Raw genomic sequence first — 17,318 nt, forward strand, 5'->3', positions numbered from 1 at the left:
AGCGGATGACTACGGTCGGGTTATGGAAACAGAGGCTGTGCCGTCGGCGCGACCGTTTTCCGTGACAAGCGAGGTCGGGACGCTGCGCACGGTGCTGCTGCACCGGCCCGGCGCGGAACTGCGCCGGCTCACCCCGCGCAACAACGATCAGCTGCTGTTCGACGCCATCCCGTGGGTGGAGCGCGCCCAGCAGGAACACGACACCTTCGCCGGGCTGCTGGCCGGGCGCGGCGTCGAGGTGTTGCTGCTGCGGAACCTGCTGGTCGAGACGCTGGCGCGGAGCGGGCCCGGCCGCAGCATGGGCATCACGGCCGCGGTGGACGCGCGGCGTATCGGTTACGCGCTGGCCGAGGAACTGAAGTCGTACCTGTTCGGCGTGTCCGACGCCGAGGAGCTGGCGGCGGTGCTGATGTCGGGGATGACCTTCGACGAGCTGCCGTTCGATCCGGGCACGTCGCTGGTGCGCCGCATGCATCACGGCACCGACTTCGTCATCGATCCGCTGCCGAATCTGTTGTTCACGCGCGACTCCTCGTTCTGGGTGGGGCCGAAGGTGGCGATCACTTCCCTGGCCCTGCCCGCCCGCGCGCGCGAGACCTCGCTGACCGATCTGGTCTACGCCTTCCATCCGCGCTTTCTCGGCGTGCGGCGGGCCTACGAGTCGCACACCGCGCCGATGGAGGGCGGCGACGTGCTGCTGCTGGCGCCCGGTGTGGTGGCGATCGGGGTGGGCGAGCGCACCTCCCCGGCCGGCGCGGAAGCGTTGGCGCGCAGCCTGTTCGAGGACAATCTCGCGCACACCGTGCTGGTGGTGCCGATCGCGCAGAACCGCGCGACCATGCACCTGGACACGGTCTGCACCATGGTCGACACCGACGCCGTCGTGATGTACCCGGCGGTGCAGGATTCGCTGTGCGCCTTCACCATCGGCAAACGCGACGACGGCACGGTGGAGATGCGCGGGCCGGACCCGTTTCTCCCCGCGGCGGCCGAGGCGATGGGCATTCCCAAACTCCGGGTCATCGACACCGGCCTGGACGGCGTCACCGCCGAACGGGAACAGTGGGACGACGGGAACAACACGCTGGCCCTGGCGCCCGGCGTGGTCGTCGCCTACGAACGCAACGAGAACACCAACGCGCGGCTGGCGGACGCGGGTATCGAGGTGCTGACCATTCCCGGATCCGAACTCGGCTCCGGGCGAGGTGGTCCACGCTGCCTGTCCTGCCCGTTGGCGCGGGACGAAGTGTGAGGCGCGATGCTGGACATTCCGGTCGACCATCATTCGACGGTCCCCCCGTACGAGCAGTTACGGCAGGGCATCATCGCCCGGGTGCGGTCCGGTGAGCTGACGGCGGGGACCAAGATCCCCACCGTGCGCGCGCTGGCCGGACACCTCGGGCTCGCCCCGAACACCGTGGCGCGCGCGTATCGCGAACTGGAACAGGACGGCGTGCTCGAGACCCGCGGGCGGCTCGGCTCGTTCATCGCCTCGTCCGGCGATCCGACCCGGGATCTGGCCGGGCGGGCCGCCACCGAATACGTGGCGGTGATCCGGCGGCTGGGGCTCGATGACGAGGCGGCGGTGAGCTATGTGCGAGCCGCGTTGAGCGAGTAGCTATTTCCAGCTCGGCAGCCAGAGATGGTCGTGCCAGTTGCCGACCGTGATCGGCAGCGCGGTCAGGATCGGCCACAGCCAGATGAAGTTGGCCACCACCACACCGAGATACAGGCACACCAGCAGCAGGCTCAGCCGCCGGTGTTCGGTCCAGCGCTCGAAGCGGTCGCCGACGCGTGCGAACGGCGCGGGGCCGAGGATGTCACCCAGCACCAGGGCGATGCCCATGACCAGGAACGGCGCCATCGGCACGGCGTAGAAGTAGTACATCTGCCGGTCCAGGGTCGCGAACCAGGGCAGCAGGCCCGCGCCGTAGCCGACCAGGACGGTGGCGTAACGCCAGTCGCGGCGGGTGGCGGTGCGCCAGACGGCCCAGGCCAGCATGGGCAGCGACACCCACCACAGCGCCGGGGTGCCGATCAGCATGACCGCTTTCACGCACACCGACTGGCCGCAGCCGGTGACGCCGCTGTCGGCGTAGTAGTAGAGCATCGGCCGCAGACCCATCGGCCACGACCACGGCTTGGACTCCCAGGGGTGGTGATTGCCCGCCGAATTGGTCAGGCTCTCATGGAATTTCAGTGATTCGGCCTGGTTGTGCCACAGCGAGCGGAGCGCGTCCGGTATCCAGGACCAGGTGCCGCCCGCGCCGATGGCATTGCCGACCGAATAGCGGTCGTAGCCGTCCTCGCTGGCGAACCAGCCCCAGTAGGCGGCCAGGTAGACCAGCAGCGGCACCACCACCAGCGAGGCCAGGGCGGGGCCGATGTCGCGGACGGCGGTTCCGACCCACGGGCGCGCGACCTTGTACGCGCGGCGGGCCGCGACGTCGAAACACACCGACATCAGACCGAACGCGGCGACGAAGTACATGCCCGACCACTTGGTGCCGCAGCTCAGCCCGAGCAGCAGGCCCGCGCCGAAGCGCCACCAGCGCACGCCCAGCCGGGGGCCGAAGGCGCTCAGCGCGATGCGTCCCTCGGCATCGGCTCGCGCCATGCGCTCGCGGACCTGATCGCGGTCCACGATCAGGCAACCGAAGGCGGCGGTGACGAACAGGGCCTGGAAGATGTCGAGCATGCCGATGCGGGAGGAGACGAAGGTCAGGCCGTCGGCGATCAGCAGCAGTCCGGCGATGGCGCCGATCAGGGTGGAGCGGGTCATGCGCCGGGTGATCCGGATGACCAGCAGTACCAGCAGCGAGCCGAACACCGCCGCCGAGAACCGCCAGCCCCAGCTGGTGTAGCCGAACAGCAGCTCGCCCAGCGCGATCATCTGCTTGCCCACCGGCGGATGTACCACCAGCCCGTAGGCCGGATTGTCCTCGACCCAGCCGCCGGTCACCAGCTGCCAGGCCTGCGGCGCGTAGTGCTTCTCATCGAAGACGGGGGTGCCGGCGTCGGTGGGATAGTTCAGGTTCAGGAAGCGGGTCACCACGGCGATCGCGGTGAGCACGAGCGTGACGACCCAGCCGCGCACCCGATCGGTCGGGCCGAAATCGGGAGTGGGGCGCAGCGGCGCCGGGCTGGACGAGGCCGAGCCCGCGCCGATCGCCGGACGCGCGTCGGTCAGCTGGGTCACGCGTCGATCGTATGCGGTGCACGTCCGCCCCCCTCGCAGCGGTGAGCCGAGGGCGGTTGGGTGGGAGTGTGGGTCGGGGGTGAGGGCGGTTGGGGAGGAGGGCCTACTGGGGCGAGGATGGTTGGTCAGGAGTGGAGGCGGGCGGCGAGGACGGCGTCGTAGAGTTCGCGGCGGGAGGTGTTCGTGGCCGAGGCGACCTGGGCGCAGGCGTCCTTCAGGCGTAGGCCGTCGGCGACCAGGTCCTCCACCTCGTCGACGAGGTCGGCCGGGTGTGCCGAAACCGATTGGGCCCCTTCGACAACCACCGTGATCTCGCCGCGGGCCCCGTCGATCGCCCAGGTCGCCAGCTCGTCGAGGGAGCCGCGGACGACCTGCTCGTAGGTCTTGGTCAGCTCGCGGCAGACGGCGGCGCGGCGGGTGGGGCCGAGCACCTCGACGGCATCGGCGAGACAGTCGGCCAGGCGGTGCGGCGCCTCGAAGAACACGACGGCCCGCGGCTCGGTCACCAACGTGCGCAGCCACTGCTTGCGCCGACCCGACTTACGCGGCGCGAAGCCGTCGAAGCAGAACCGCTCCATCGGCAATCCGGACAGCGCCAACGCCGTCGTCACCGCGGACGGACCTGGCAGGCAGGTCACCGGCAGCTCGCGTTCGACGCACGCCGCGACCATCCGATAGCCCGGATCGCTCACCGACGGCATACCCGCGTCGGTCACCAGCAGCACGGTGCTTCCGGCCTCGATCTCGGCCAGCAACTGGGGAATCCGGGCGGTCTCGACGTGATCGTAGAAACTCACCACCCGCCCGGCGATCTCCACTCCGAGCGCCTTGGCCAGCGCTCGCGTGCGCCGGGTGTCCTCGGCGGCGACCACCGTCGCGGTACCGAGCGCCTCGCGCAACCGCTGTGAGGCGTCCCCCGGGTCGCCCATCGGCGTCGCCGCCAGCACCAGGCGACCGGCCCGCCCACTCGTCGCACTCCCGTCCGGGGACTCCGCCGCCATGTCGTCGGCGGTCAGGACTTGGGCTCGACGTACTTCGGGAAGACCGGTTCCGGCGGGGGCAGCGGCAATCCCGGTTCGATCGGGGTGGCCAGGTCGGCGAAGGTGCGGCCGGTCTGGGCCAGCTGGTCGAGAATGCGTCCGGCCGAACCCGGGATGACCGGCTGCACCAGGATCGACACGATGCGCAGCACCTCGAGGGTCACATACAGCACGGTGCCCTCGCGCGCGGTGTCGCCCGCCTTCGCCAGCGCCCACGGCTGCTGTGCGGAGAAGTACCGGTTCGTCTCGCCGAGCGTGAGCCAGATCGCCTCCAGCGCCAGATGCATCTGCTGCTGGTCGAATTCGGCGCGGGCGCGCTCCAGCAGGCCGTTCGCCCGGTCCAGCAGGGCGCGGTCGTCGTCGGTGAATTCGCCGGGAGTCGGTACGGCCGAAGCGAAGTCGCGCGCCACCATCTTCAGGCTGCGCTGCACCAGGTTGCCGTACTCGTTGGCCAGATCGGTGTTGATGCGGCCGACGATCGCCTCGTGGCTGTAGGAACCGTCCTGGCCGTAGGAGATCTCGCGCAGCAGGAAGAAGCGCACCGCGTCCAGACCGTAGGTCTCCACCAGCGCCGTCGGGTCGACCACATTGCCGACCGACTTGGACATCTTCTCGCCCTTGTTGGTCAGAAAGCCGTGCACGAAAACGCGTTTCGGCAACTCGACCCCGGCCGAGAGCAGGAACGCCGGCCAGTACACGGTGTGGAAACGGGTGATGTCCTTACCGATGATGTGCACGTCGGCGGGCCAGAAGCGTTGGAACGCAGTCGATTCGGTGTTCGGGAAGCCGACGCCGGTGAGGTAGTTGGTGAGCGCGTCCACCCACACGTACATCACGTGATCGGAATGGTCCGGCACCGGCACCCCCCAGTCGAAGGTGGTGCGCGAGATGGACAGATCGCGCAGCCCGGCCTTCACATAACTGACGATCTCGTTGCGGCGGGTGGCGGGCAGGATGAACTCGGGATGCCGCTCGTACAGGTCGAGCAGCGCGTCCTGGTACTTCGAGAGCCGGAAGAAGTAGTTCGACTCCTCGGTCCACTCCACCGGCGTGCCGGTCTCGGTGGCGACCCGGGTGCCGTCCGCGCGGACGGTGGTCTCCTCCTCGGTGTAGAAGGCCTCGTCGCGCACCGAGTACCAGCCCGAGTAGGTGTCGAGGTAGATGTCGCCGTTGTCGCGCATCCGCTCCCAGATGGCGATGCTGGCGGCGACGTGGTCCTCGTCGGTGGTGCGGATGAACCGGTCGTAGGAGATGTCGAGGGCCTTGTCCAGCTGCTCGAACACGTCGGAGTTACGGGAGGCGTACTCCTGCACCGGGACGTTCGCGGCCCGCGCCGACTGCTGCACCTTCTGACCGTGTTCGTCGGTGCCGGTCATGAAGAACACGTCGTAGCCGTCGAGGCGCTTGAACCGCGCGAGGGCGTCGGCCGAGATGTACTCGTAGGCGTGGCCGATGTGCGGCGCACCGTTCGGGTAGGCGATGGCCGTGGTGATGTAGAAGGCGGGGCGTTCGCTCATGATGTGACTACTGTAATCGGCGTGCCCGTGACCGTTCGCGCGAATATCCCCGGTGATCATGCCTAGCAAACGACCCGCACCCGAACCGCCCGAACCGCTGTCCCCGCTGGTGGACGCGCACACCCATATGGACGCCTGCGGCGCCACCGACGCCGAATCGGTTGCGGCCCTGCTGGATCGCGCGGCGGCGGTCGGTGTCGGCCGGGTGGTCACCGTCGCCGACGACCTGGCCGCCGCGCGCTTCGCCGTGCGGGCGGCGCACTGGGACCAGCGCGTGTACGCGGCCGTCGCGCTGCACCCGACCCGCGCGAACGCGCTGGACGACGCGGCGCGGACGGAACTGGAGAAGCTGGCCGGCGACCCGCGCGTGGTCGCCGTCGGCGAGACCGGCCTGGACTACTACTGGCCCGGAAAACTCGACGGCTGCGCGACGGTCGAGGAGCAGGTCGAGGGCTTCCGCTGGCACATCGACCTCGCGAAACGCCTCGGCAAACCGCTGATGATCCACAACCGCGAGGCCGATCACGACCTGCTGGCCGTGCTGCTCGACGAGGGCGCGCCGGAGACGGTGATCTTCCACTGCTTCTCCTCCGACACGAACATGGCGCTGGCCTGCGTCGCGGAGGGATATGTACTGAGCTTCTCCGGCACCGTGAGCTTCAAGAACGCGCACGAACTGCGGGAGGCCGCCACGGTCGTGCCGGACGAGCAGATCCTGGTCGAGACCGACGCGCCGTTCCTGACCCCGCATCCGTTCCGCGGCGCGCCCAACGAGCCGTACTGCCTGCCCTACACCGTGCGGGCGCTGGCCGAGGCCCGTGACCAGGACCCGGTCGAACTCGCGAAGGTCACCACGGCCAACGCCATGCGGGTCTACGGGATGTACTTCTAGCGCTCCGCCGTATGCCCCGGACCAGGGGATGTATGCGTTCGAGGTGCGAACTGTGGGGCAGTTCACTACGATGACGCGGGTCGTTATCTACCTGCTCTCTCGATATCGACTCGTGATGTGGAAAACCCCTGTTCCACGGCTCGTGGTTGTCAGGGCCTGACCCCCTCGTTATCGTATTGTGACCATGCCGGACTTTCGGATGCCCGCTCTGGAGCGGATCAACTCCTCACGCTCGCCGCTGTTGTACACGGCGATCGCGGCGATGCTGATCACGCTGATCGTGGGTGCGGCATTGGCGATCGTGAACAAGAAGACGGTCACCATCGTCATCGACGGCCAGCGGACCAGCCTCACCACCATGTCCGGGGACGTGCGCGGGGTACTCAAGGCCGCCGGATTCGTCCTCACCAACCGCGACCTGGTCTCGCCGTCGGCCGACGAGATCGTGCTCGACGGCGCTACCGTCACGTTGAACCGGGCCCGGCAGGTCGCGCTGACCCTCGACGGGCGCCCGCAGAAGGTGTGGACCACCGCGGCCACCGTCGCCGACGCGCTGCAGCAGCTGAACATTCCCTCCGACGTGTTCGTCTCGCCCGCGCGGCCGACGCCGCTGCCGCTGCAGGGAGCCGCGCTGGCGGTCACCAGCCCGCGCACCGTGCTGCTCGCCGACAACGGCGAAGCGCCCGGTTATGTGCGGATGGCCGCGCCGACGGTCGGGGAACTGCTACAGGTGCAGGGTGTGCCGCTGGCGAACCAGGATTCGGTCGAGCCGCCCGCCGCGACGCCGCTGCGGGACGGCATGAAGATCACCGTCACGCGTAAGCGGGTGGAGAACCGGGTGGAGCGGGTGGCGCTGGATCCGACCGAGGACGTCATCGAGGATCCTGAGCTGAATATGAGCCGGACCGTTATCGAGAATCCGGGTAAGCCGGGGGTGCAGGATGTGACGTTCGCGGTGTCGATCGTCAATGGGCAGGAGGCGAGTAAGGATCCGATCAGTAACACCGTGATCGTTCCCGCTCAGCCCAAGACGGTTCGGAAGGGGGCCAAGCCGGGGACCGAGGTGCCGCCGGTGCGCGACGGAGCGGTGTGGGATGCGTTGGCGCAGTGCGAGTCTCATGGGAACTGGGCTATCAATACGGGGAACGGGTTCTATGGGGGGATTCAGTTCGATCAGAACACGTGGGAGCGGCAGGGGGGGACTCGGTATGCGCCTCGGGCCGATTTGGCTACCAGGGAGGAGCAGATCGCTATTGCGGAGGTGACGCGGGCTCGGCAGGGGTGGGGGGCTTGGCCGGCTTGTACTAGTCGGTTGGGGATTAGTTAGGGGAGTGGGGGTGTGGGGTTTGTGGGTGTGAGCTGGGAGTGTGGGCACGAGGTGTGAGGTGGGGATGTGGGTGGGGGTAGGTTGAAAGTGATGCGTTATGGGGGTGATAGCTGTATTTTTGGCCTCCGCTTCGCTCCGGCGGGTTTTCGGCGCCCTGTGGCTCGGTTTTCGGGTACCGCTGCTGGCTCCTTCGTCGCGGACGCAGCGGTACCCGAAAACCGAGCCGCGCCGAAAACCTTTGGGGTTGGCGGGCTATGGGATGTTTTTGGCGGAGGGGGTTGCGTGCGGGTGGGAAGAGTTGCGTGCGGGGATTGTGTGGGGTGGGTGTCACGCGTGAGGGGGTTGCGTGGGTGGGTATCGCGCGCGAGGGGGTTGCGTGGGTGGGTGTCGCGCATGGGGGGATTGCGTGAGGTAGGTATCGCGTGCGAGGGGGTTGCGTGGGTAGGTATCGCGCGTGAGGGGATTGCGTGAGGGTGGGTGTCGCGCGCGAGGGGGGTTGCGTGGGTGGGTGTCGCGCGCGAACGGATTGCATGGGTAGGTATCGCGCGCGAAGGGTTGCGTGGGGTGGTGGTGCGCTGGGTGGGTGCTACATGAGGGCGCCGCCGTCTACTCGGATTTCGCTTCCCGTTATGTAGCGGCCGTCTTCTGAGGCGACCATGGCTACTGCGCCTGCTACGTCTTCCGGGTGGCCCAGGGCGCCGCCGTTCAGCCAGCCGGTCAGGCGGGAGAAGAGGCTCCAGTCTGCGTCGGGGGGTGTTTCCAGGTTTGTTGTGATGCCTGTGGTTATGCCGCCGGGGACGATATTTACCGCGCGCAGGCCCTGTTTGGCGTATTCGAGGGCTATTGCGTGAGTCATCGCGTTGACGCCGCCTTTGGAGGCCGAGTACGCGGCCATGTAGGGGTGGGCGCCGAAGGCTGAGGTGGAGGAGAAGTTCACTACTACCGGGTGGTTTCCCTGTAGGAGGGTCGGGATGGCGGCTTGGACCATCAGGAAGGTTCCCGTCAGGTTCACTCCGATCACCTGGTTCCACGCTTCGAACGGCATGTCGTGGGTGTGGGCCGTGCGCATGATTCCGGCCGCGTTCACCAGGACGTCCAGGCCGCCCAGGTATTCCACGGCGGTGCTGACGGCGGTGCGCACCGAGTCGGGACTCGACACGTCGACCTGGACGGTTTCCAGGCGGGAGCTGTGCTCGGTCGCGGCCTCGGCGGTTTCCTTCAGGCCCGCTTCGGCGATGTCGGCGGCCACCAGCTCGGCGCCCTCGGCCAGCAGGCGCAGGGCGACGCCCCGGCCGATGCCCGATCCGGCTCCGGTGACCAGCACCCGTCGTCCGTCGTATCTGCGCTGCATTGCGTGCGTCCTTTCGAACAGGGGAGAGCTCGTGCCACCGGTTCGTTGTTCCGGTACCCGAGAAAACTAGAACGAGTACTAGTTTGCGTCAATGTGGCACCCCGGTGCGGGCGCGGCCTCGGTGTCGAGGGTGGGGCTTGGTAGGTTGTCCGGCGTGTCCGAACCCGCCTTCGTCGCTCGTGGTCAGGCCGATCTGCTCGGGCCCGCCGAGGTTCGGGAGCTGGCGGAGCGGCTGGGGGTGCGGCCGACCAAGCAGCTCGGTCAGAACTTCGTGCACGACGCGAACACGGTGCGGCGGATCGTCGGCGCGGCGGGGGTGGGGCGCGAGGATGTGGTGCTCGAGGTCGGGCCGGGGCTCGGATCGCTGACGCTGGCGCTGCTGGACGTGGTGGACCGAGTCGTGGCGGTGGAGATCGACCCGGTACTGGCGCAACAACTTCCGGATACGGTGGCCGATCGCGCGGGACGGCTGGCCGAGCGGCTGCAGGTGATCGAGGCGGATGCGCTGCGCGTCACCGGTGCGGATCTGCCCGCCGCTCCGACCGCGCTGGTGGCGAACCTGCCCTACAACGTGGCCGTCCCCGTGCTGCTCCACCTGCTGGCCGAATTGCCCGGCCTCGCAACGGCTCTGGTGATGGTGCAGGCCGAGGTGGCGGACCGGCTGTCGGCCGAGCCGGGCTCGCGCATCTACGGGGTGCCCAGTGTGAAGGCGGGTTTCTTCGGGACCGTCCGGCGCGCGGGAGCCGTTGGGCGCCAAGTCTTCTGGCCGGTGCCGCAGGTCGAATCGGGGCTGGTGCGCGTCGAGCGCTACGCCGAGCCGCCGTGGCCCCAGGACGCCGCCTTCCGCAGGCGCGTCTTCGCCGTGGTCGACGCCGCGTTCGCCCAGCGCCGCAAGACCTTACGCGCGGCCCTGGCGAACTGGGCGGGCTCCCCGTCCGCCGCCGAGCGACGCCTGACCGCCGCCGGTATCGATCCCACGGCGCGCGGCGAAACCCTCGACACCGCCGCCTTCGTCCGGCTCGCCGAGCAATCCTGACCGGACCGGCCGGTCAGCCCGCCGGAGTGAAGGTGAGGCCCGCGACCACGGTGTCCGCGTCCGTCCCGTCGTGCTCGGCGCGGGTGGTGACGGTCAGCTGGGCCAGGTAGGGCGTGGTGTCGCTGTCGATGAGGGTGTAGCGGTTGTAGGCCCAGAGTGTCAGTGGGGCAATGGCATACGTGCCGGTGATGGCGGCCGAGGGATAGCCGCCGAAACGTCCGATGTGGGTGTCGCGCTCCTCCCACTCCGGCAGGCGGCGGGCGTCGGTGAAGCCGCAGGCGAGCAGGGTTTCGGCATCGACGGGACGGGACAGCCGCACCATCAGCACCACCGCGTTGTCGGCCCAGCCGTCCTCGGGCGCCTGCGCCCAGACGCCGTAGGTGCCCGCGAAGCTCTCCGGGGGCATCTGCTGCCAGCCCTCCGGAACTCCGATCGACACCACCGGGGCGCCCTCCGCGCCGGGCGCGACCGGCTCGGCCGCGATCTCGGCGGCGGCCAGGTACTCGGCGATGGTGAGCAGCTGTTCGGGTCCGGTGGGGGCTGTCACGGGTGTCCTCTCGGCGCGGTACGGACGTGATCGCTGCGAGTCTGCCATGCGGGGTGGGCGGGGCACGGGCGAAGGGCCGCCCGGGAATTCCGGACGGCCCTTCGGGCCGGTCAGTGGAACGAGCGCAGCCGCAGGCTGTTGCTCACCACGAAGACGCTCGACAGAGCCATGGCGGCCCCGGCGAGCATCGGGTTCAGCAACCCCGCCGCGGCCAGCGGAATGGCCGCCACGTTGTAGCCGAACGCCCAGAACAGGTTTCCCTTGATGGTCCGCAGCGTGGCCCGGGACAGCCGGATGGCCGTCGCCACGGTCCGCAGATCACCGCGTACCAGCGTGATGTCCCCGGCCTCGATGGCGACATCGGTGCCGGTGCCCATGGCCAGGCCCAGATCGGCCCGGGCGAGGGCGGCCGCGTCGTTGACGCCGTCGCCGACCATCGCGACCACCTTGCCCTCGCGCTGCAGCCGCTCCACCACCGCCAGCTTGTCGCTGGGCAGCACCTCCGCGATCACCTCGTCGATACCGACCTGATCGGCGACGGTGCGCGCCGCGGCGGCGTTGTCACCGGTCAGCAGGACCGGGGTGAGGCCGAGGGCTCGCAGGTCCGAGATCGCCTCGGCGCTGGTGGCTTTGATCGCGTCGGCGATCACCAGCACGCCGCGGGCGACGCCGTCCCACGCCACCGCGACGGCGGTGTGCCCGGCCCGCTCGGCCGCCGCCTTCGCCTCGGCCAGCCGGTCGGGCAGGGTGACCGACCAGTCCGCGAGCAGCTCGGCGCGCCCGATGACCACCGCGCGCCCGCCGACCAGGCCCTGCACGCCCTTGCCGCCGTGGCTCACGAACTGCTCGACCGGGTCGATCGACAGCCCGCGTTCCTTGGCGCCGGTGACGACCGCCCGCGCGACCGGATGCTCGGAGCCGTGCTCCACCGCCGCGGCCACGGCCAGCAACTCGTCGGGCTCGGTGCCGTCGGCCGCGATCGTCTCGGCCAGCGTCATCCGGCCGGTGGTGACGGTGCCGGTCTTGTCCAGCACGACGGTGTCGATGCGCCGGGTCGACTCCAGCACCTGCGGGCCCTTGATCAGGATGCCCAGCTGGGCGCCGCGCCCGGTGCCGACCAGCAGCGCGGTCGGCGTGGCCAGGCCCAGCGCGCACGGGCAGGCGATGATCAGCACCGCCACCGCCGCGCCGAAGGCGGTGCTCACCGCGGCCCCGGCGCCGAGCCAGAAGCCCAGCGCCGCCACCGCGATCGCGATGACGATCGGCACGAACACCCCGGCCACCCGGTCGGCCAGCCGCTGCACCTGCGCCTTGCCGGTCTGCGCGTCCTCCACCAGCCGCGCCATCTGCGCCAGTTGCGTGTCGGCGCCGACGCGGGTGGCCCGCACGGTCAGCATGCCGCCCGCGTTCACGGTGGCGCCGACGACCTGATCGCCCGGCCCCACCTCGACCGGTACCGGCTCACCGGTCAGCATGCTCATGTCGAGTGCCGAACTGCCTTGCACCACAACGCCGTCGGTGGCGATCTTGGCGCCCGGCCGGACCAAAAATTCCTCGCCGACGCGCAAATCCGCTACGGGAACGAGGGTTTCGACGCCGTCGCGCAGCACCGAGACGTCCTTGGCACCCAGCTCGAGCAGCGCCCGCAGCGCCGACCCGGCCTTCTCCTTGGATCGCGTCTCGAAGTACCGGCCCGCCAGAATGGCCGTGATCAGTACCGCCGCCACCTCGAAGTACAGCGCCGAGGACGAATCGCCACGCGAAATACTCAGGCTGAACGGGTGTTTCATGCCAGGCATGCCCGCGTCGCCGAAGAACAGCGCGTAAACCGACCATCCGAAGGCGGCGATCGAACCCAGCGAGATCAGCGTGTCCATGGTCGCGGCGCCGTGCCGGGCGTTGACCCAGGCCGCGCGATGGAACTGCCAGCCGCCCCACACCACGATGGGTGCGGCGAGGGTCAGCGAGAGCCACTGCCAGTTGTCGAACTGCAGTGCCGGGACCATGGCCATGGCGGTGACCGGAATCGCCAACGCCAGGCTGACCAGGAGCCGGTGCCGCAGTGGTGCGGTGGCCGCCGGCGCCGAATCCGCCTCGGGCGTTTCGGTTCGCGGCGGTTCGGGGCTGTGCACGGCGGCGGTGTATCCGGTGTCGACCACCTTGGCGATCAGGTCGTCGGTGGTGACCGAGGGCGGGTAGCTCACCTTCGCCTTCTCGGTGGCGTAGTTCACCGAGGCGGTGACGCCGTCGATCCGGTTGAGCTTCTTCTCGATTCGCGCCGCGCAGGAGGCGCACGTCATGCCGCCGATATCCAGTTCGATCGACCGCGCGGTGGCGGGGGCGCTCATGGGTGACCTCCTTCGTGGTGTCCGGCGTCGCTGTCCGGCGCGGTTGTCGTTGCCGCGGTGGTGAATTCGGCGGTGTGCACCGCGCCGTCGTGCTGGAAATCCAGGTACAGGCGGTACGCCCCGGCGCTGGGGGCCTGCGCGTGGAAGGCCACATCCGGCCCGGCGGGTGTGCGGCCGACCTCACCCTGCGGGTGTACGTGCAGGTAGGACAGGTCGGAGGCGCGCAGCGCCACCAGATGTCCATAGGCGCCCAGGTAGGGCTGCAGGTCGGTGACCGGCTTGCCGTCCCGGGTCACCGTGAAGTGTAGTGCGCCGCCCGCGGTGGTCAGATCGCCGCCGAGGGTGACGTGGTAGCCGTCCACGTCGGCGGTTCGAGCCGGCGGTGGCAGCGGCCGGTCCGCGCCCTCGCCCGCCACGGTGACGGTGCGGCTCAGCGTGAGGTCCGGCCCACCGGCGGGGGAGAAGTCGGTGAACACCCGGTAGGTGCCGGGTTCGGCCCACTTCCAATCGATGGACCAGGTGCCGTCTGCTGCCCGCGCCGGATGCACGTGCCGGAACTGCCGGGCGTCGGACCGGACCACGATCAGGTGCAGGTCCTTCTCGTGCAGCGGCGTGTACGCCGTGACCGGTGCGCCGTCCTCGCCCACGATGCGGAATCGCAGTACGCCGGGCTCGTTCGGCGTGCCGGGAGCCGCGATCTCGGTGAGAGTGTAGCCCTGCTCGCTGCTCCGCAATCCGTTGCTCATGGTCTCGTGCCCGGGGGCCGGCCCGGCCGGGTCGCCCACCAGGGCGCCGATGCCGAGCGCGGCCCCGAACAACACGACCAGCCCGCCACCGAAGGCGGCGAACCGCAGTCTGTCGTTCATCAGCTCGCCACCTGATATCCCGCCTCGTCGACGGCGGCGGCGACATCGGCGGCGGCGAGCGGCGCGGCCGACTCCACCTGCACGCGGCCGCTCGCCAGGTCGACATCGACGCTGGTGACCCCGTCGATCTTGCCGATCTCCTGTCGCACCGACGCCACGCAGTGGCCGCAGGTCATTCCGGTGACGGTGTAGGTGCTGGTCGCCATGATCGACTCCTTCGTTCTCATCCTATACGGTGCGGGGGTATCCCCTGACGCCTTCGAACATACCCCCCATGGGTACCTAGCGCAAGTGATTCGGCGGATCCGATCGTGTCGGCGGCCGCAGCGGCCGCACTTGTCCGTGCCGCGCATTACGCTTGGGGCTCGTGCTTGCTGTTGTGCCCAGTCCCGTCGTCGTGCGGGCGCCCTCGAAGGTGAATCTGCACCTCGGGGTGGGTGATCTGCGTGCCGACGGGTACCACGAGCTGACCACCGTATTCCAGGCCCTGTCGCTGAGCGACGACGTGGAGATCGCGCCCGCGGCCTCGCTGACCGTCCGGGTGAGCGGCGAGGGCGCCGCCGACGTGCCGACCGATCGGACGAATCTGGTGTCGAAGGCCGCGGTGCGGCTGGCACACCAGGCCGGGCGGGCGCCGCTGGTGGAGATCTCGATCCGCAAGGGCATCCCGGTGGCGGGCGGCATGGCCGGCGGCAGCGCCGACGCCGCGGCCGCGCTGGTCGGCCTGAACGAGCTCTGGGACCTGGGCCTGTCGCGCGACGAACTCGCCGCCGTCGGCGCCGAACTTGGCAGTGACGTGCCGTTCGCCCTGTACGGCGGCACCGCGCTGGGCCGCGGTAGGGGCGAGAAACTGCTACCGGTGTTGTCCCGCAACAGTTTTCACTGGGTGCTGGCACTGGCCAAAGGTGGCCTGTCCACCCCGGGCGTGTACCGGGAGCTGGACCGGCTGCGGGAGCAGGGCGTCCCACCGCGGCTCGGTGAACCGCAGCAGTTGATGCAGGCGCTGGCCTCCGGCGACCCCGAGTTGCTCGCGCCGCTGCTCGGCAACGACCTGCAGGCGGCGGCGCTGTCGCTGAAACCGGAGCTGCGCCGCACGCTACGCGCCGGGGTCACCGCGGGGGCGCTGGCGGGTATCGTGTCCGGATCCGGCCCCACCTGCGCCTTCCTGTGCGAGAGCGAGGAGGCGGCGGTGTCGGTCGCCGCGGAGCTGTCGGGCGCGGGTGTCAGCCGTAGCGTCCGCACCGCCACCGGCCCGGTCCCGGGCGCCCGCGTGATCGCGGACGACCACTCCTGACCACGCCGGTCGAGTCGGCCGCGCGGGGCGCGTTTCGGCCGATCGGTACGCTGGCTCGGGCAATCATCGGCTTCGCACCGCGGCACGCAGAAGGATTCATGGCCAACCTGATCAATCTCGAGCAAGTCCGCAAGAGCTTCGGCATCAAGCCCCTGCTGGACAACGTCTCCCTCGGCGTGCAGGAGAGCGAGCGCATCGGGGTCGTTGGGCTCAACGGCGGCGGCAAGACCACGCTGCTGGAGGTGCTGACCGGGATCGAGGAGCCCGACGGCGGCCGGGTGAGCCGGCGCGGCGGGCTGCGCATGGCGGTGGTGACGCAGCGCGGCGTGCTGCCCGCGGGCGCCACGGTCGGTGAGGTGGTGCTGGCCGGGCTGGCCGCCGATGCCCGCACCGACGGCGTGGCCGAGCACGAGTGGGCCGCGAACCCGCGCATCCGCAGCGTGCTGGAGGGCATCGGCATCGCCGGGCTGGGCATGGACACCCCCGTGGCGAACCTCTCCGGTGGCGAGCGCCGCCGGGTGGCGCTGGCCGCCGCCCTGGTCCGCGAACTGGACCTGCTCGTACTGGACGAGCCCACCAACCACCTCGACGTCGAGGGCGTGCAGTGGCTGGCCGAGCATCTGCTGTCGCGGCGCAGCGCGCTGGTCGTGGTCACCCACGATCGCTGGTTCCTCGACACCGTCGCCGAGCGCACCTGGGAGGTGGTGGGCGGCAAGGTGGAGAGCTACGAGGGCGGCTACAACGACTGGATCTTCGCCCGCGCCGAACGCGCCCGCCAGGCCGACGCGGCCGAGGATCGCCGCCGCAACCTGGCCCGCAAGGAGCTGGCCTGGCTGCGCCGGGGCCCGCAGGCCCGCACCTCGAAACCGCGCTACCGGGTGGAGGCCGCCGAGGCGCTGATCGCCGACGTGCCGCCGCCGCGCGACACCGTGCAGCTGGCCTCCTTCGCGCGCAAGCGACTCGGCCGTGTCGTGGTCGAGTTGGAGGACGTCACCCTGGCCACCCCCGACGGGCGCGAGCTGGTGCGCGATCTGACCTGGCGGCTGGCGCCCGGCGAACGGGTCGGCCTGGTCGGCGTCAACGGCTCCGGCAAGACCACGCTGCTGCGCGCGCTGGCCGGAGACTCGGACCTGGTCTCCGGTAAGCGGATTCAGGGCCAGACCGTCCGAATCGGCTGGCTTCGCCAGGAACTCGACGACCTGCCCACGAATATGCGGGTGCTGGAAGCGGTTTCCGACGTCGCCGAGCGGACCGTGCTGGGCGACCGCGAGATCACCGCGAGCCAGCTCGCCGAACGGCTCGGCTTCACCCCCGCCAAGCAGCGCACCCCCGTCGGCGACCTGTCCGGCGGTGAGCGCCGCCGCCTGCAGCTGACCCGCATTCTGATGAGCGAGCCGAACGTGCTGCTGCTCGACGAGCCCACCAACGACCTCGACATCGATACCCTGCAGCAGCTCGAGGACCTGCTCGACGGCTGGCCCGGCACGCTGGTGGTGATCAGCCACGACCGCTACCTGATCGAGCGCATCTGCGACTCCACCTGGGCGCTGTTCGGGGACGGCAGACTCACCAACCTGCCCGGCGGCATCGAGGAGTACCTGCGTAAACGGGTGGCGCTGCGCGAAGCCACCCGCAAACCGGCGGCGAGCGGACCGGCGAATACCGCCGCCCCCGCGACGGATTCGGCCGCCTACCGCGCGGCGCGCAAGGAGTTCGGCCGCCTCGAACGCGCCCTGGAGAAGCTCACCGAACGTGAGCAGCAGCTGCACGCCGCCCTGGCCGAGTCGGCCACCGATCCCGACCGGCTGGTGAGTCTCGGGGCGGAACTCAAACAGGTGCGGGCGGAGAAGGAGACCACCGAGGAGCGCTGGCTGGAGCTGGCCGACGAGGTCGGCTGACCG

General features: G+C 69.9%; 15 protein-coding genes. 7 read left to right on the forward strand and 8 right to left on the reverse strand.

Going from position 1 to position 17,318, the window contains the following annotated elements; translation table 11 throughout:
* The first annotated feature begins 22 nt into the window (after positions 1 to 22).
* Positions 23 to 1,252: an arginine deiminase gene (locus NWFMUON74_RS04970; protein ID WP_187686802.1), complete on the forward strand. Its 1,230-nt coding sequence runs from the start codon at positions 23 to 25 to the stop codon at positions 1,250 to 1,252.
* Positions 1,253 to 1,258: 6 nt separating this feature from the next.
* Positions 1,259 to 1,618: a GntR family transcriptional regulator gene (locus NWFMUON74_RS04975; RefSeq protein WP_187686803.1), complete on the forward strand. Its 360-nt coding sequence runs from the start codon at positions 1,259 to 1,261 to the stop codon at positions 1,616 to 1,618.
* On the opposite strand, the gene NWFMUON74_RS04980 is transcribed toward NWFMUON74_RS04975, so the two are convergent.
* The 3 genes from NWFMUON74_RS04980 to metG all read right to left on the reverse strand — a co-directional run bounded on the left by NWFMUON74_RS04980 (position 1,619) and on the right by metG (position 5,756).
* Complete coding sequence (locus NWFMUON74_RS04980) at positions 1,619 to 3,199, reverse strand: dolichyl-phosphate-mannose--protein mannosyltransferase (RefSeq protein WP_187686804.1); 1,581 nt, start codon at positions 3,197 to 3,199, stop codon at positions 1,619 to 1,621.
* Between the two features lie 125 nt (positions 3,200 to 3,324).
* Positions 3,325 to 4,200: a 16S rRNA (cytidine(1402)-2'-O)-methyltransferase gene (gene rsmI / locus NWFMUON74_RS04985; RefSeq protein WP_187686805.1), complete on the reverse strand. Its 876-nt coding sequence runs from the start codon at positions 4,198 to 4,200 to the stop codon at positions 3,325 to 3,327.
* 11 nt (positions 4,201 to 4,211) lie between these two features.
* On the reverse strand, positions 4,212 to 5,756 hold the full coding sequence (gene metG / locus NWFMUON74_RS04990) for a methionine--tRNA ligase (protein ID WP_187686806.1): 1,545 nt from the start codon (positions 5,754 to 5,756) through the stop codon (positions 4,212 to 4,214).
* A gap of 58 nt (positions 5,757 to 5,814) precedes the next feature.
* On the opposite strand from metG, the gene NWFMUON74_RS04995 reads away from it, so the two are divergent.
* A complete protein-coding gene (locus NWFMUON74_RS04995) occupies positions 5,815 to 6,648 on the forward strand; it encodes a TatD family hydrolase (protein WP_187686807.1) in 834 nt (277 codons plus the stop codon).
* A 199-nt stretch (positions 6,649 to 6,847) separates the two neighbouring features.
* Positions 6,848 to 7,975: a resuscitation-promoting factor gene (locus tag NWFMUON74_RS05000; protein WP_187688934.1), complete on the forward strand. Its 1,128-nt coding sequence runs from the start codon at positions 6,848 to 6,850 to the stop codon at positions 7,973 to 7,975.
* 586 nt (positions 7,976 to 8,561) lie between these two features.
* Here NWFMUON74_RS05000 and NWFMUON74_RS05005 read toward each other — a convergent pair.
* A complete protein-coding gene (locus NWFMUON74_RS05005) occupies positions 8,562 to 9,326 on the reverse strand; it encodes an SDR family NAD(P)-dependent oxidoreductase (protein ID WP_187686808.1) in 765 nt (254 codons plus the stop codon).
* A 154-nt stretch (positions 9,327 to 9,480) separates the two neighbouring features.
* On the opposite strand from NWFMUON74_RS05005, the gene rsmA reads away from it, so the two are divergent.
* Complete coding sequence (rsmA, locus tag NWFMUON74_RS05010) at positions 9,481 to 10,362, forward strand: 16S rRNA (adenine(1518)-N(6)/adenine(1519)-N(6))-dimethyltransferase RsmA (protein ID WP_232110847.1); 882 nt, start codon at positions 9,481 to 9,483, stop codon at positions 10,360 to 10,362.
* A gap of 13 nt (positions 10,363 to 10,375) precedes the next feature.
* On the opposite strand, the gene NWFMUON74_RS05015 is transcribed toward rsmA, so the two are convergent.
* The 4 genes from NWFMUON74_RS05015 to NWFMUON74_RS05030 all read right to left on the reverse strand — a co-directional run bounded on the left by NWFMUON74_RS05015 (position 10,376) and on the right by NWFMUON74_RS05030 (position 14,329).
* Positions 10,376 to 10,909 carry an LpqN/LpqT family lipoprotein gene (locus NWFMUON74_RS05015; RefSeq protein ID WP_187686810.1) on the reverse strand — a complete coding sequence of 178 codons (534 nt, stop codon included), beginning with the start codon at positions 10,907 to 10,909 and terminating at the stop codon, positions 10,376 to 10,378.
* A gap of 110 nt (positions 10,910 to 11,019) precedes the next feature.
* Entirely contained in the window at positions 11,020 to 13,257 is a 2,238-nt protein-coding gene (locus NWFMUON74_RS05020; protein ID WP_187686811.1) for a heavy metal translocating P-type ATPase, read from the reverse strand.
* Positions 13,254 to 14,123 carry a hypothetical protein gene (locus NWFMUON74_RS05025; RefSeq protein WP_187686812.1) on the reverse strand — a complete coding sequence of 290 codons (870 nt, stop codon included), beginning with the start codon at positions 14,121 to 14,123 and terminating at the stop codon, positions 13,254 to 13,256. Before NWFMUON74_RS05025 ends, NWFMUON74_RS05020 begins: the two co-directional genes overlap by 4 nt.
* Positions 14,123 to 14,329: a heavy-metal-associated domain-containing protein gene (locus tag NWFMUON74_RS05030; protein WP_187686813.1), complete on the reverse strand. Its 207-nt coding sequence runs from the start codon at positions 14,327 to 14,329 to the stop codon at positions 14,123 to 14,125. Before NWFMUON74_RS05030 ends, NWFMUON74_RS05025 begins: the two co-directional genes overlap by 1 nt.
* A 161-nt stretch (positions 14,330 to 14,490) precedes the next feature.
* Here NWFMUON74_RS05030 and NWFMUON74_RS05035 point away from each other — a divergent pair, with 161 nt between their 5' ends.
* On the forward strand, positions 14,491 to 15,417 hold the full coding sequence (locus NWFMUON74_RS05035) for a 4-(cytidine 5'-diphospho)-2-C-methyl-D-erythritol kinase (protein WP_187686814.1): 927 nt from the start codon (positions 14,491 to 14,493) through the stop codon (positions 15,415 to 15,417).
* A 98-nt stretch (positions 15,418 to 15,515) separates the two neighbouring features.
* Entirely contained in the window at positions 15,516 to 17,315 is a 1,800-nt protein-coding gene (locus NWFMUON74_RS05040; RefSeq protein WP_187686815.1) for an ABC-F family ATP-binding cassette domain-containing protein, read from the forward strand.
* Positions 17,316 to 17,318 lie beyond the last annotated feature (3 nt).

This window comes from Nocardia wallacei (genome assembly GCF_014466955.1).
GTDB lineage: Bacteria > Actinomycetota > Actinomycetes > Mycobacteriales > Mycobacteriaceae > Nocardia > Nocardia wallacei.

Excerpts from the sequence above, each read along its gene's own strand:
- rsmI (WP_187686805.1), bottom strand. The coding sequence starts at position 4,200 with ATGGCGGCGGAGTCCCCGGACGGGAGTGCGACGAGTGGGCGGGCCGGT.
- NWFMUON74_RS05020 (WP_187686811.1), bottom strand. The coding sequence starts at position 13,257 with ATGAGCGCCCCCGCCACCGCGCGGTCGATCGAACTGGATATCGGCGGC.
- NWFMUON74_RS05005 (WP_187686808.1), bottom strand. The coding sequence starts at position 9,326 with ATGCAGCGCAGATACGACGGACGACGGGTGCTGGTCACCGGAGCCGGA.
- NWFMUON74_RS05030 (WP_187686813.1), bottom strand. The coding sequence starts at position 14,329 with ATGGCGACCAGCACCTACACCGTCACCGGAATGACCTGCGGCCACTGC.
- NWFMUON74_RS04995 (WP_187686807.1), top strand. The coding sequence starts at position 5,815 with ATGCCTAGCAAACGACCCGCACCCGAACCGCCCGAACCGCTGTCCCCG.
- NWFMUON74_RS05000 (WP_187688934.1), top strand. The coding sequence starts at position 6,848 with ATGCCCGCTCTGGAGCGGATCAACTCCTCACGCTCGCCGCTGTTGTAC.
- NWFMUON74_RS04975 (WP_187686803.1), top strand. The coding sequence starts at position 1,259 with ATGCTGGACATTCCGGTCGACCATCATTCGACGGTCCCCCCGTACGAG.
- NWFMUON74_RS05040 (WP_187686815.1), top strand. The coding sequence starts at position 15,516 with ATGGCCAACCTGATCAATCTCGAGCAAGTCCGCAAGAGCTTCGGCATC.
- NWFMUON74_RS05025 (WP_187686812.1), bottom strand. The coding sequence starts at position 14,123 with ATGAACGACAGACTGCGGTTCGCCGCCTTCGGTGGCGGGCTGGTCGTG.
- NWFMUON74_RS04970 (WP_187686802.1), top strand. The coding sequence starts at position 23 with ATGGAAACAGAGGCTGTGCCGTCGGCGCGACCGTTTTCCGTGACAAGC.
- metG (WP_187686806.1), bottom strand. The coding sequence starts at position 5,756 with ATGAGCGAACGCCCCGCCTTCTACATCACCACGGCCATCGCCTACCCG.